The organism is Pseudomonas sp., from assembly GCF_035497915.1.
GTDB lineage: Bacteria > Pseudomonadota > Gammaproteobacteria > Pseudomonadales > Pseudomonadaceae > Serpens.
This window is the reverse complement of sequence record NZ_DATJCS010000020.1, coordinates 33,473-47,645: the sequence shown is the minus strand read 5'-3', so window position 1 is coordinate 47,645 and position 14,173 is coordinate 33,473. Positions and strand designations below refer to the sequence as shown.

11 protein-coding genes are annotated in these 14,173 nt (G+C 68.1%); 7 read left to right on the top strand and 4 right to left on the bottom strand.

Annotated features, from left to right (window positions below; translation table 11 throughout):
• Nucleotides 1–85 precede the first annotated feature (85 nt).
• The 4 genes from VL129_RS07080 to VL129_RS07065 all read right to left on the bottom strand — a co-directional run bounded on the left by VL129_RS07080 (nucleotide 86) and on the right by VL129_RS07065 (nucleotide 5,352).
• Complete coding sequence (locus VL129_RS07080) at nucleotides 86–2,689, bottom strand: winged helix-turn-helix domain-containing protein (RefSeq protein ID WP_325411502.1); 2,604 nt, start codon at nucleotides 2,687–2,689, stop codon at nucleotides 86–88.
• A gap of 57 nt (nucleotides 2,690–2,746) precedes the next feature.
• Complete coding sequence (locus VL129_RS07075) at nucleotides 2,747–3,091, bottom strand: ribonuclease E inhibitor RraB (protein WP_325411500.1); 345 nt, start codon at nucleotides 3,089–3,091, stop codon at nucleotides 2,747–2,749.
• A gap of 147 nt (nucleotides 3,092–3,238) precedes the next feature.
• Nucleotides 3,239–4,288, bottom strand: a complete 1,050-nt coding sequence (locus VL129_RS07070; RefSeq protein WP_325411498.1) for a lipase secretion chaperone — start codon at nucleotides 4,286–4,288, stop codon at nucleotides 3,239–3,241.
• 107 nt (nucleotides 4,289–4,395) lie between these two features.
• Nucleotides 4,396–5,352, bottom strand: coding sequence for a lipase family alpha/beta hydrolase (locus VL129_RS07065; RefSeq protein ID WP_325411496.1), 957 nt, complete (start codon nucleotides 5,350–5,352; stop codon nucleotides 4,396–4,398).
• Between the two features lie 385 nt (nucleotides 5,353–5,737).
• Between VL129_RS07065 and VL129_RS07060 the strand changes: the two genes are divergently transcribed.
• The 7 genes from VL129_RS07060 to betB all read left to right on the top strand — a co-directional run bounded on the left by VL129_RS07060 (nucleotide 5,738) and on the right by betB (nucleotide 14,016).
• Nucleotides 5,738–6,664, top strand: a complete 927-nt coding sequence (locus tag VL129_RS07060; protein ID WP_325411494.1) for an alpha/beta hydrolase — start codon at nucleotides 5,738–5,740, stop codon at nucleotides 6,662–6,664.
• Nucleotides 6,665–6,783: 119 nt separating this feature from the next.
• Nucleotides 6,784–7,545: an SDR family oxidoreductase gene (locus VL129_RS07055; RefSeq protein WP_325411492.1), complete on the top strand. Its 762-nt coding sequence runs from the start codon at nucleotides 6,784–6,786 to the stop codon at nucleotides 7,543–7,545.
• 845 nt (nucleotides 7,546–8,390) lie between these two features.
• Nucleotides 8,391–9,593, top strand: coding sequence for a quaternary amine ABC transporter ATP-binding protein (locus VL129_RS07050; protein ID WP_325411490.1), 1,203 nt, complete (start codon nucleotides 8,391–8,393; stop codon nucleotides 9,591–9,593).
• A complete protein-coding gene (locus tag VL129_RS07045; RefSeq protein WP_325411488.1) occupies nucleotides 9,590–10,489 on the top strand; it encodes an ABC transporter permease in 900 nt (299 codons plus the stop codon). The genes VL129_RS07050 and VL129_RS07045 overlap by 4 nt, the downstream gene beginning before the upstream one ends.
• A complete protein-coding gene (locus tag VL129_RS07040; RefSeq protein WP_325411486.1) occupies nucleotides 10,486–11,430 on the top strand; it encodes a choline ABC transporter substrate-binding protein in 945 nt (314 codons plus the stop codon). The genes VL129_RS07045 and VL129_RS07040 overlap by 4 nt, the downstream gene beginning before the upstream one ends.
• A gap of 23 nt (nucleotides 11,431–11,453) precedes the next feature.
• Nucleotides 11,454–12,293, top strand: coding sequence for a glycine betaine ABC transporter substrate-binding protein (locus tag VL129_RS07035; protein WP_325411484.1), 840 nt, complete (start codon nucleotides 11,454–11,456; stop codon nucleotides 12,291–12,293).
• Nucleotides 12,294–12,543: 250 nt separating this feature from the next.
• The gene (gene betB / locus VL129_RS07030; protein ID WP_325411482.1) at nucleotides 12,544–14,016 is read left to right on the top strand and encodes a betaine-aldehyde dehydrogenase; all 1,473 of its coding nucleotides are present in this window, start codon (nucleotides 12,544–12,546) and stop codon (nucleotides 14,014–14,016) included.
• The last annotated feature ends 157 nt before the right edge of the window (nucleotides 14,017–14,173 follow it).

Below are 14,173 nucleotides of genomic sequence, written 5' to 3'. Positions count from 1 at the left end.
AGGTTCGGCGGCACCAGCTTAGGAAGGGAGGCCGGGGCTGCCCCCCTCCCCAGGGAGGGGAAAGGGCGCATGGGCCTGCAGCTCGTCAGGAAACCGAGCGCGGCCGGGCGCAGAGGATCGCCTCGGTGCGGTTGGCGACGTTGAGCTTCGCGTAGATGTTCTTCAGGTGCCACTTGGTGGTGGACAGGGCGATGCCGGTGCGGGCGCTGATCTGGGTGTTGGACAGCCCCTGCAGCAGGCAGTCGAGAATCTCCACTTCCTTGCCGGTCAGCAGGCCGGCCAGCCGGGGGCGCGGCGCGGCGGGACGCGGCGCCAGGAACTCCCCGAACAGTTGGCGATAGCGGTCGGGCACATCCAGCCCCGTGGTGTCGAGCAGGCCGAACACGCCCTCGAAGCCGGGCGCCTCGTCGAACACCGAGCGGTTGATGGTCACCAGGCCGTGCTCCTCGACCAGACGGACCAGGGCGCTCAACTGTTCGGCGTCGGCCTGCTGACGCGCCAGCAGGGTCAGCAGGTTGGCCTCGACGATCAGCTGGCGCGCCCGCAATTCGCCCCGCCGCAGCGCTTCGCGCAGCACCCGCAGCACCCGCTCGGCACGCGCGAACTGGCCACGCGCCTGCAGCCAGTAGGCCACGGCGAGCCCCCGGCGTTCCCAGCACTCGTCATGCTCGCGTACCCGTTCCCAGGTGCCGTCGGCCAGCGCCGCATCCAGCCGGTAGCGACGCACCAGGCTCTCCAGCAGCGTCGTGCGTCCGGACAACCAGGCCTGGCGCGCCTGCTCCTGGATCAGCTGACTGGAGAAGCGCGTGTACTGCCCCAGCTGCAGCATGCCGGCCAGTTGGTCCAGCAGGCGGCTTGCCCGTTCGAGAGCCTGGCGACGGAACAGCAGCCGCGACAGGGTGAGGTAAACCGTGGCGATCGCCTCGGTCGCCGATGACGCACTGACCCGCGCCAGCAACTGCTCGCACAGCGGCTCGGCGGCCTCCAGGCGATTCTGTTCGTAGAGCGCCACCACCATGGCCGTGGCCCGGTTGACCCAGGCCGGCTGGCGCGGGTCGGTGCACTGGAAATCCGCACTGACCTCACGGCGCACCTGGGCCACCCGCCCGGCTTGGCGGTGGCACAGGGCAATGACCAGATCGGCGTAGCTTTCCAGGAACGCCAGCCCGGCCTGGGCCAGCAGTTCCTTGCCCTGCGTGGCGCAACGCAGGGCACGCGCCAGGCGGCCGCCCAGCAGATGATGGTAGGCGCCGATGACCAGCGCGCGGGCGCGCAGGGCCAGCGGCTGCGCGGCATCGGTCAGGTCTTCCCAGCCCGGTTCGGGCGCGAAATGGCGGTCGTGCTGGAACAGCTGCAGGTAGAAGGCCAGGCAGCGCAGGCTGGCCGGATCGGCGGACAGCGCGGCGGCCTGGGCCAGGTGATGGCTGGCCTGGTGGAAGCGCCGCGACAGCGTCAGCGCCTCGACCAGGCACAGCAGCAGCCGGAGGTTGTCGCGCAACTGCTGTTCAGGCAGACGCCCCAGCCAGTGGATGATGGCGGCGAATTCGCCATTGGCGAGCCAGGCCTCGCAACTGCTGCCGAGCACCGCCTGGAACAGCGCGTCATCGCCACTTTGCGCGGCGTGGCGCACGGCCCGCTGGTACTCGCCACGCCGCAGGAAATGGGCGGCCGCGCGGCCATGCAGGTCACCGACCCGTTCGGGCTGCTCGATGGCCAGGCGGCTGGCGAGAAAATCGCGTAGCAGCGTGTGGTGGCGGTACCAGCCCGGTTCCGGCAACGGCAGCAGAAACAGCTGTCGCCGCGCCAGCCGCTCCAGCTGGCGGGCCGCGCCGCTGCAACCCAGCACCGCATCGCAGGCCGGGCCATCGAACTGCTCGAACACCGCCGAGGTGATCAGCAGTTGCCGGCAATGCTCCGGCAGATCGCGCAGCACCTCCTGGTCGAAGAACTCGGCGACGCCCGCCTGGCTGCCTTCCAGGCGCGCTGGCGGATTCTCGCCCTGCAACGCACGCAGGCGCAGCGCCAGCAGGACGCCGGTGGCCCAGCCTTCGGTGCTCGCCAGCAGGCTGGCCAGCACCTCCTCGTCGAGCCGCTCGCCGCCCAGTCGCTCCTGCAGGTCCTGGACCTCCTCGGCGGAAAAACCCAGGTCGGCGGCGTCGATGAGCAGTACACGATTGGCCACCTGCAGGCGGCCCAGCGGCAGGTCCGGGCGCGTCTGGCTGGCGATCAGCAGGCGCACCTGAGCCGGCAGACGCTCGAGCAGGGCCGCCAGCCCGGCCAGCACGTCCGCATCGCCGATGCGCTGAAAATCGTCGAGGATCAGACACAGGGGTTCGTCGACCTGCGCCAGCCGCCCCGCCAGCCATTCGCCCAGCGCCGCCGGCGGCAGGCGCAACAGCCGTCCGGTCGCGGCGCCACCGGCGCTGAAACCGGGGACCTGGCGCTGCAGCGCGTCGAGCAGAGCCCGGAAGAAACGTCGCGGTTCATCCTCGCGGCGGGGCACCGGGCAGTAGACCTTGCGCGGGCCGCCCTGCTGGGCCAGCCACTGGCGCAGCACCGTGGACTTGCCGGAGCCCGGCGGGCCCAGCAGCAGGGTGAGCGGCACCCGCCTGCCCTGCTCCAGCAGCAGCACGAGACGCTCGCGGAAAATCGATGGCGCGCTTCCTGCGGCCCAGTCATGGCGTTCCATGCAAACACCCCGAGGGACGCGCGCCGCCGCGGGCCGAAGCCGCGGCGGCGCGGTCGTTCACTCCGACTTGGCGGCGACCAGCTCCTGGGTCACCCCCCAGCCATCCAGCACGCCGCCGAGCGGCTCGACCAGGTCTTCCAGCCCCTGCTCGAAATCGCCGATACCAGCGCGGGTGGCGTACATCACCTTGCTGACCTGCAGGTTCCAGGAACCATCGCTGCGCGCACTGACCTGGGCATTGAGGGACTCGCCCCGAAAGTTGCGTGCCGCACTGCGTGCCCCGTCCTCGTCGGGAAAGATGGCGTAGAACTCGATGGGATGGACGCGCGCGAAGTCGAACCCGCTTTCCTTCATGCGACGCAGAACCGTATTGCTGACATCTTCGTGCAAGGTCTTGCCCATGACTGAACGCTCCTCTCGATCGATTGCGTATCGAACCGCAGAGGCCCACGCGTGACAGGCTCGCACCTCGCCCGGCTGTACCGGGCAGGCGCCGGCGGGCTCTGTGCCAACGGCTTTGGGGAAGCAGACCGAAGCCGCCCATTGAGCCTAGCCCTCCAGGCCGGCCTGCGCGCGGCCTTCCATCTTTTCCCGGGCCCGCAGCAGCCGCTCGGCGGCGTCCAGGCGCAGACGCTCGCGCTCGTCGAAACGCTCCTCGATGAGCCGTTGCAGCGCCGCATCCCGCTCGGTGCCGCTCAGCCCCCGATGCGCCTCGAGTCGCTGTTTTTCGGTCAGGTAGTCGTTCAGGCGCTGGCGCCATTGCTGGCGCTGCGCATCCAGCGCCTCCAGGCGGGCGGTGGCTTCGGCGCCCACCAGCTGCTGGCGCAGCTGGCGGATCTGCCCGGGCGTGGCGTTCGCCCCGAGCTGCTCGGTCTGCATGCGCAACTCCTGTTGCAACTGCGGCAGCACCTGTTCGTGAAGTTCCTCGGGCAATGCCGCGTGCAGCCGGTCGATGGCCGCCGCCTTGCCCGCATCGTCCAGGGCGGCGTTCTGGCGAATGGCCAGCCGCTCCAGGCTGAAGCGGTTGAAGCCCTCTTCGCGGGCGAAAAAGGCCTGGTGCGCCTGCGGGCTGAACACCCGGGCGCGCAGGGCCTGCACCGCCGCTTCGCGGCTGCGCAGACCGTCCAGCGTGGCCAGCTGTGGCAGCTCCTGCTCCAGCTGCGCCAGCTGCCGCTTGTAGTCCAGGTACTGGTCGAGCAGCGCCTGCGCCTGGTCCCGGGCCGGCGCCGCCAGGCTGGCGTCGATGTAGTCGCGCAGGCGCTCGATCGTGCGCTCCAGCGGTTCCTCGCCGATGGCGGCCAGGAAATAATCGAACAGCTGGCGGACGTCCTCGCTGACGATCAGATTGCCCGCCGCATCCAGCTCGAAGCGGCCATCCACCTCGGTGCCGCGAAAGGACGGCGGCAGGCTGGCCAGCACCGCCTCGACCGACGCCGCAGGCCGTGCCGCCTCGGGCGCCGGCGATACCGTGGCAGTGGCTGGCTCGCCCCCTTCCAGACGCGGCGGCGACGCCGGCGTGCCGGTTGAGCGACCGAGATGATGGAAACCGGCGTAACTGACCAGAAGGGCCAGCGGCACGACTACCAGGACACGCTTCATGAGAAACCTTCCTTGTTCGTTACCGGTGCTGCCCGATGCCCAAGCACCTGGGCAACACCCGTCCCGTGTACGAAGCAAAAAACGGGGGCCATCATGGCCCCCGGACCTCAAAGGCCGTCGTTCTTCAAGCGGTTGGCATGCTGGCGGTAGACGGTGACCGGATCGGTCTCGAACAGGCTGGTGAGACCGAAGAACTGGTTGACCTCGTCCAGGTGGTTCATCCGGTAGTTGTCGCGGATCACCTTGCCCAGGTGCGAACTGCAGCGTCCGACCATGCCGTCGTTCTCCTCGCCACCGAGGAAGGTCAGCGACGCGACGCCCATCATGCCGTCACTGGGATCGAGCGGGTTGGTCAGCGGGCTGGTGCCGCTCCACGAGTAGTAGCTCACACCGTTGACCTTGTAGGCGCCCTCGCCGCAGGCCTTGATCGGCATGCCCTGCGGGTACTTGGCGTTGAAGCGCGCGGCGCCTTCACTGTGCAGCGATTCCAGCGAACCCAGGGCATCCTGCGGGTTGGTGCTGGGGCTGCCGGAGAGGAAATGGATCATCTTGCCGATCTGGTTGACCAGTTCGGCGACGATGGTCTGGGTCAGCGAGCCATCCGGAAACAGCTTGAGAAAATCCGCCAGGTCAGAACCGGTGTGTGGCGCGCCGACGCTGGTGGCGGAGGCGATCAGGTCCGGACGCATGGCCGCCACGTAGCGCACGGTGGGGCCGCCGTGGCTGTGGCCGATCAGGTTGACCTTCGGCTTGCCGCTGAGGGCGACGATCTCCTCGACCTGCTCGATCAGCTCTTCGCCCCGGATTTCCGAGGTATTGAGCTGGCTCACCTCGGTGGTGTACACGCTGGCGCCTCCCTTGCGCAGTGCGCCGGGAATGCCATACCAGTAGTCGATGCCGAGCATGCTGTCCCAGCCGAGCATGCCGTGGGACAGCACGATGGGGTAGCGGGTCTTGGTGTAGTCGGAGGTTCCGAACAGTCTGTCGAGCAATGAAGCGTGGGCGGCGCCTGTGGTCAGACAGGCCCCCAGGCCCAGGGCCAGCAGGGTGGTGGTCTTCTTCATGGCAATCTCGCGGCAGTTGATGTGAGGCGCAGCGTGCAATGGCCTCCCCGTGACGGGGCTGTACACATCAGCTGTGAAGAGATGGCAGTTTCCGTGCCAGCGCCCACGCATTTCGGCCGAATGCTCTGGCATACGGAATCACCCCTTTCGCCCACCCCACCCAAGGACTGGCCTGTTACAGGGGGGAACGCGTCCCCGGCCGCGCCCGCCTGACGTACACGTAACGCCGGTGCGGCCGTCGTCGTGAAACCGGTCACGAACCCGTCGAAGGTAGGGGCATGCGGCGGAGCGCCTTCGCGCATAACGGCTCCAGTGCGAACGACGCATCGGCAAGCGCCCGCCGCACGCGCTACCGTGTCCCCCTTCATTGCCCGGAGCCCACCGCATGACTGCCTACGTCGACCTGCCCCACCCGCCCGGTACCGCTCAGCGCCTGTTGACCGGCGTCCTGCGCACCAGCCTGCGCCTGCTGTTCCGTGGCCTGATTCGTCCGGGAATGCCCATCGCCGGACAACGCGCGGTGCTGCGCGCGCTGACCAGCCTGACCCTGCCGGCGCGCGGCGTGACCCGCACCGCTGGCCAGCTGGGTGGCATGCCCTGCGAATGGCATCGCCCGGCGCACGATAACGGCCAGGTCTGGCTGTACCTGCATGGCGGCGGCTATCTGCTGGGCTCGCCGGCCACCCACCGCGCGCTGTGCGGCGCCCTGGCCCGGCAGTGCGGCCTGAGTGTCTGCGCCATCGAGTACCGCCTGGCCCCGGAGTCCCGCTATCCCGCCCAACTGATCGACGTCCTGGCCGCCTACCAGGCGCTGCAGGACCAAGGCTATCGACCAGAACAGATCATCCTCGGCGGCGATTCGGCCGGCGGCCATCTGTCGCTGACCACTGCCCTGGAACTGAAGGAGCGCGGCCAGCCGCTGCCCCGCGCGCTGGTGTGCTTCTCGCCGGTCACCGACCTCAGCTTCGAGCAGCTGCATCGGCCGCCGGCCGGCGATCCGATGATCAGCCTGCCGTGGATCGAGCAGGCTCGCGCGCTGACCGCCCAACCCGGCGCCGACCCGCACAAGCCTTCGCTGTCGCCGGTGTTCGCCGACCTCGCCGGCCTGCCGCCGCTGCTGCTGCAGGTGGGCGAGGACGAGGTGCTGCTCAACGACAGCCTGCGCCTGGCCGAACGCGCCCAGGCCGGCGGCGTGGCAGTGCGCCTGGAGCGCTATCCGGGCTGCTGGCACGTGTTCCAGGCCCATGCCGGGGTGCTCGACGTGGCCGACCTGGCGGTGCAGCGGGTGGCGGAGTTCCTGGCCAATCCGTAGGTGCGGAACACACCGGGGTGTAGGAGCGGCTCAGCCGCGATGGGCTACGACAGAGCATCGCGGCTGAAGCCGCTCCTACAGAACGCCCTTGCCCATAACAACAAGAAAGGACCGCCAACATGCACAACATCCTGATCACCGGCGCGGCGTCGGGCATCGGCGCCGCCACCGCGCGACTGTTTCATCGCCAGGGCTGGAGCGTCGGCCTGCTGGACATCGACCGCGGCGCACTCACCGCGCTGGCCGAGGAACTGGGCGGCGCCTGGCACCGGGTGCTGGATGTCACCGATGCCGATGCGGTGCGCGAGGCCCTGGCGGCGTTCTGCGCCGATCATGACGGCCAGTTGCGCCTGCTGTTCAACGGCGCCGGCATCCTGCGCTGCGGGCCGTTCGCCGAGCTGGCCCTGGAAGAACACACCCGCACGCTGAACATCAACGTGCTCGGGCTGCTGAACCTGTGCCATGCCGCCTTCCCCTATCTGAAGCGCACCGCCAACGCCCAGGTGATCAACATGAGCTCGGCCTCGGCGCAATACGGCGTGCCCAGCATGGCCAGCTACTCGGCCAGCAAGTTCGCGGTGCGCGGCCTGACCGAGGCGCTGGAGCTGGAATGGCGCGGGCACGGCATTCGCGTCGGCGACCTGATGCCGCTGTTCGTGGCCACGCCGATGGTCGCCAGCCAGCGCGTCACCCCGCCGGTGATGCGCCGCCTGAGCGTGAAGCTGAATGCCGAACAGATCGCCCAGGCCGCCTGGCAACAGGCCCATGGCCCGACCGTGCACCGCCCGGTGGGCTGGCAGTTCCGCCTGCTGTACCTGAGCGGCCAACTGGCCCCGGCCTGGATGAACCGCCTGGTGATGGGCTGGCTGAGCCGGGCCTGAAGCGGGCAATCCAGGGCACCGTGCGCAATGGCGGGTCATGCAAGGGGTGCCCGCCATCGTAGAGCGGTCAGCGTTTTTCCTGGCCGCCGAGGCGGTGTGCACACAGCAGCCGCAACTGCACCGACCGACCTGCAATTGAATTAATTTACTCGCGCAGAATAGTCTTCCAGCGCATGTAAGTTGCGCCTTGAATAAGGCTGTAAACTCCCAAATCCTCTCCAAACCGCAACTTCCCCGCACGATCTCTCCGAAGACAAAAAATCCACCGGAACCCGCCCCTCCCTCTCGCCAGATTCACTCCAGAACGGCGCGCAAGTTGCCCCGCCCACGATTTTTTCTGAACTTTTTCGACTTTCCCGAAGCCCCCGTGATACCTGGCCTCCAGGGGGAGTATGCGAGCTAGAACCACGCCCGGCGCGGCTTCCAAGGGTTGACCCGACCCCCAACCCTTCTGTTAAGGTTTCGCAGCTCGATCGGATCGAGGTCCATTCACACTGTTTGCACAGGGTGAAGTATTCAGCCCCAAGCGAGCGGACCCTGATCGCGAGAATAGCGCGTCAAGTTATTCAAGAATTAATGACGCCTGACGTTTTCATTTCGTTCTGCCCGAATCGAAGAACATTCGAACATGGCAAGAAACATTGAAACCGCACATTTCGAGGGGACTGGCACAGTTGTGCGACGCGGCCGGAAGTTCCGCATGGGCCGGGTCTTGTCGCGTACTCGCCCTGCCAGCCCCATTCATCACGCCCCCGCCAGCGGGCCGGCCTATGCCGCGTTCCGGCGACCGTCCATGGCCGTGCGCCAGGCCGTGGATGAGGGGAGATAGCCAAAGGAGCCTTTCCATGTCGCATGGAAAAATCGTCGTCGAGCACCTCTACAAGGTGTTTGGCCCCGACCCACAACAGGCCATCCGCCTCCTCGAACAGGGCCATGACAAGGACCGTATCCTGGCCGACACCGGCAACGTGATCGGCGTCTGCGACGTCTCGTTCAGTGTCCAGGAAGGCGAGATCTTCGTGCTCATGGGTCTCTCCGGCTCGGGCAAGTCGACCCTGATCCGCCTCGTCAACCGGCTGGTCGAACCCAGCGCCGGTGCCGTGTTCATCGACGGCCAGGACATCGCCACCCTGCCCGAGGCGCAACTGATCGAACTGCGCCGCCGCGACATGAGCATGGTGTTCCAGTCCTTCGCGCTGATGCCCGGGCGCAGCGTGCTGGACAACGCCGCCTTCGGCCTGGAAGTCGCCGGCGTGGCCCGCGCCGAGCGGGAAGCCCGCGCCATGGCGGTGCTCGAACAGGTCGGCCTGGCCCCCTTCGCCGACAAGTTCCCCCACGAGCTGTCCGGCGGCATGCAGCAGCGCGTCGGCCTGGCCCGCGCGCTGGCCGTGGACCCTTCGCTGATCATCATGGACGAGGCCTTCTCCGCCCTCGATCCGCTCAAGCGCCGCGAGATGCAGGACGTGCTGCTGGAACTGCAGCGCCAGCACCGGCGCACCATCCTGTTCGTGTCCCACGATATCGAAGAAGCCCTGCGCATCGGCTCGCGCATCGGGATCATGGAAGGCGGCCGACTGATCCAGGTCGGCACGCCGCAGGAACTGATCGACAACCCGGTCAACGACTATGTGCGGAACTTCTTCGATGCCGTGGACACCAGCCGCTACCTGACCGCCGGCCAGCTGACCAGCGACGACGTGCCGATGTTCGTGCACAACGGCAAGGCGCCGCGGGCATCCACCGTGTGCCGCACGCTGGAGGAGCAGAACAAGGCGTTCGGCATCGTCATCGACGAGGACAACAACCTGCGCGGCATGATCAGCCGCGAACAGGCCGCCCAACTGGTCGAGGAAGACCAGGGCGCGCGCGTGCACAGCGAATCGCTGGAAAGCGTCGAGCCCATGGCCGCCGGCGCCTCGCTGGAGCAGGTGATCGAACGCCTGGTGGAAAGCCCCGGCCCGGTGCCGGTGGTCGATGAGGACGGCAACTACTGCGGCGCCATCAGCAAGACCGCCGTGCTCACCCAGCTCAAGGGGGGCCAGGCATGAGCGACAAGACCCTCGACCTCGGCAGCTGGATCAACGACGGCGTGCAGAACCTGCTGGACAACCATGGCGGCGCCTTCGACAGCGCCGGCCAGGTGGTCGCCGGTTTCTCCGAAGGCATCGAGGCGCTGCTGATGTTGCCGCCCGCCTGGCTGCTGATCGCCCTGATTGCAGGCCTGGGCCTGTGGCGCATCGGCGTGCGCTTCGCGCTGTTCACCGCCGTGGCCTTCGCGCTGATCCTGCTGACCGGCTTCTGGGAACAGACCCTGGTCACCCTCGGGCTGACCTTCTCGGCGACGCTGATCAGCCTGCTGCTCGGCGTGCCGCTGGGCATCTGGGCGGCGCGCAGCGACCGCGTGGCCGCGATCATCCGGCCGGTGCTCGACTTCATGCAGACCATGCCGGCGTTCGTCTACCTGATTCCCGCCGCCATGCTGTTCGGCCTGGGCCGCGTGCCGGGCATCCTCGCCACGGTGATCTTCGCCATGCCGCCGGCGGTGCGCCTGACCAACCTGGGCATCCGCCAGGTCAACCGCGAACTGGTGGAAGCCGGCCAGGCCTTCGGCTGCAACCGCCGCCAGCTGCTGTTCAAGGTGCAGCTGCCCAACGCGCTGCCGTCGATCATGGCCGGGGTCAACCAGACCATCATGATGGCGCTGTCGATGGTGATCATCGCCTCGATGGTCGGCGCCGGCGGCCTGGGCAACGACGTGCTGGCCAGCATCCAGCGCCTGGACATCGGCCTGGGCTTCGAAAGCGGCATGGCCGTGGTGCTGCTGGCGATCATCCTCGACCGCATCACCGAAAGCTTCGGCACCCCGCGTCCGGCGCACGGCGCGTTGCGCGCCTGGTTCGACCGCTTGTTCACCTCCCGCTCCACGACACAGGATCCGTCATGAACGCACGCCTCACCCTGAGCGGCGCCGCCCTGCTGTGCGCCGCCCTTGCCCAGCCCGCCCTGGCCGCCGAGCCGGCCAGCTGCCAGCCGGTACGCTTCGCCGAAATCGGCTGGGCCGACATCGCCGCCACCACCGGCGTGGCCATGACCCTCAGCGAGGGCCTGGGCTACAAGCCCCGCAAGGTGATGGCCTCGGTGCCGATCGCCTTCACCGGCGTGAAGAATGGCCAGATCGACGCCTTTCTTGGCTACTGGGCGCCGTCGATGGACAGCATCGTCGAGCCGTTCCTGAAGAACGACGGCATCAAGGTACTGCCCACGCCCAATCTGGATGGCGCCAAGTACACCCTGGCGGTGCCCAGCTACGCCGCCGAGGCCGGGCTGAAGAGCTTCCAGGACATCGCCCGCTTCAAGGACGCGCTGGGCGGCCGTATCTACGGCATCGAGCCGGGCAACGACGGCAACCTGCTGATCCAGCAGATGATCGACGCCAACCAGTACGAGCTGGGCGGCTTCCGCATGGTGGAGTCCAGCGAGGCCGGCATGCTGGTGCAGGTGCAGCGCGCCATCCGCCAGAAGAAGCCGGTGGTGTTCCTCGGCTGGGCGCCGCATCCGATGAACACCCAGTTCGACATCACCTACCTGGACGGCGGTGACGCGGTGTTCGGTCCCGACTTCGGCGCCGCCAAGGTCTACACCGCCGTACCGAGCGACTACGAGACGCGCTGCCCGAACATGGGCCGCCTGCTCAACAACCTGCAGTTCAGCGTCGAGATCGAAAGCCAGCTGATGGAAAAGGTGCTCGACAAGCAGGACCCGCAAGTGGTGGCCAGGACCTGGCTGAAGGCCAACCCGGCCGTCCTCGAGCGCTGGCTCGACGGTGTCACCACCTTCAGCGGCGACGACGGCCTCAGCGCCGTGCGCCGGCACATCGGTCTGTAAGACCGTCGACAAGGAGACTTCGCATGTTCAAAAAAATCCTCTACACCGCCGCCCTGGCCCTCGGCCTGGCCAGCGGCGCACACGCCGCCGACAAGCCCACCCTGAACCTCGGCTACGTGAACGGCTGGGACGACAGCGTCGCCACCAGCCATGTGGCGGCCGAAGTGCTGCGCAGCAAGCTCGGCTACCCGGTGGAACTCAAGGCGGTGGAAGCCGCCATCATGTGGCAGGGCGTGGCGCGCGGCGACCTGGACGCCACCCTTTCCGCCTGGCTGCCGGCCACCCATGGCGAGTACTACGCCCGCCTGAAGAACAAGGTGGAGCTGCTGGGCGTCAACTACAGCGGCGCGCGCATCGGCCTGCTGGTGCCCACCTATGTCGAAGCGAAGTCCATCGCCGACCTGAACAGCCTGAAGAAGGACCTGCGCGGCCAGATCACCGGCATCGACGCCGGCGCCGGCGTGATGCGCCGCACCGAAGACGCCATCAAGGCCTACGACCTGGACCTGAACCTGATGGCCAGCTCCGGCCCGGCGATGACCGTGGCCCTGGCCCGCGCCGTACAGGCCAACAAGCCGATCGTGGTCACCGGCTGGATTCCGCACTGGATGACCGCCAAGTGGGAACTGCGCTTCCTGGAGGACCCCAAGCAGGTGTTCGGCGACGCCGAGCAGGTGCACAACGTGGTCAATCCCGGCCTGCACGCCAAGGCCCCCGAAGCGGCCGCCTTCCTGAAGAAGTTCGCCTGGCAGGACAAGGAAATCGGCGCGGTGATGCTGGCCATCCGCGACGGCGCCAAGCCCGCCGATGCCGCCCGCGCCTGGGTGGAGCAGAACCCGGAGCGCGTGGCGCAGTGGTTGTGATTGCCTGACTGATCGCCCCCCTCTCCCCTAACCCCTCTCCCGCAAGGGGAGAGGGAGCTGTCTGTGCAGACCTCAGCCTTCTGCGCATCGGCCGGGCACTGATTTTTCCCGCTTCCCTTGCAGGAAAAACGGAGCTGGCCTGAGCACCTTATTTCAGCTCCGCACGAATTACCCCCTCTCCCCTTGCGGGAGAGGGCCGGGGAGAGGGGGAACACGCCCCACATCTCTACACCGACACCGAGGACACCCCATGCCCCGCTTCGGCGAACAACTGCTTTACATCGCCGGCCGCCCGGTCGCGGCGACCTCCGGCACCCTCTTCGACTCCATCAACCCGGCCAATGGCGACGTCCTGGCCCGGGTGCACAGCGCCGGCCGCGACGACGTCGAGCACGCCGTGGCCAGCGCCCGCCAGGGCCAGCAGGCCTGGGCGGCCATGGGCCCCTTCGAGCGCGCCCGCATCCTGCGCCGCGCCGTGGACATCCTGCGCGAGCGCAACGATGAACTGGCGCTGCTGGAAACCCTCGACACCGGCAAGCCGCTGTCGGAAACCCGGAGCGTGGACATCGTCACCGGCGCCGACGTGCTGGAGTACTACGCCGGACTGATCCCGGCCATCGAAGGCGAACAGATCCCGCTACGCGAGACGGCCTTCGCCTACACCCGCCGCGAGCCGCTGGGCGTGGTGGCCGGCATCGGCGCCTGGAACTACCCGATCCAGATCGCCCTGTGGAAGTCCGCCCCGGCCCTGGCCGCCGGCAACGCGATGATCTTCAAGCCCAGCGAAGTCACCCCGCTCTCCGCGCTGAAGCTGGCCGAGATCTACACCGAGGCCGGCCTGCCCGACGGCGTGTTCAACGTGCTCAACGGCAGCGGCGCCGAGGTCGGCCAGTGGCTGGTGGAGCACCCGGGCATAGCCAAGGTGTCCTTCACCGGCGGCACCGTCACCGGCCGCAAGGTGGCGGCCAGCGCCGGCGCCACGCTCAAGGAAACGACCCTGGAGCTGGGCGGCAAGTCGCCGCTGATCGTCTGCGCCGACGCCGACCTGGACCGCGCCGCCGATATCGCCATCGCCGCCAACTTCTTCAGTAGCGGCCAGGTGTGCACCAACGGCACCCGGGTGTTCGTGCCGAGCGACCTGCAGGGCGCGTTCGAGGAAAAGCTGCTGGAGCGCACCCTGCGCATCCAGCCCGGCGATCCTCTGGACCCGGCCACCCGCTTCGGCCCGCTGGTCAGCTTCGCGCACATGGAGCGCGTGCTTGAGCACATCAACAGCGGCGTGAACGAAGGTGCGCGCGTGCTGGTCGGTGGCGGCCGGGTGCGCGAAGGCGCCTTCGCCGAGGGCGCCTACGTGGCGCCAACCATCTTCAGTGCCTGCCGCGACGACATGCGCATCGTGCGCGAGGAGATCTTCGGCCCGGTGATGTGCGTGCTCGGCTATGAGAGCGAAGACGAAGCCGTCCGCCGCGCCAACGCCACCGACTACGGCCTGGCCGCCGGCGTGGTGACCCCCGACCTGGCCCGCGCGCATCGGCTGATCCACCGCCTGGAGGCGGGCATCTGCTGGATCAACACCTGGGGCGAATCCCCGGCGCAGATGCCGGTGGGCGGCTACAAGCACTCCGGCATCGGCCGCGAGAACGGCCTGGCCGCGCTGGCCCATTACACACGCATCAAGTCGGTGCAGGTGGAGCTGGGCGAGTTCGTCTCGCCGTTCTGCTGAGCCACCGCGGGCCTTTGTAGGAGCGGCTTCAGCCGCGATGCTCTTTTTATGCAACCACCCAAAGCTCGCGGCTGAAGCCGCTCCTACCGGGCCCGTGCAAGCCGTCGCCGGCGGCCGGAAAAACGCCGACCGCGGCCCGCGCAACCACTTCACCGTA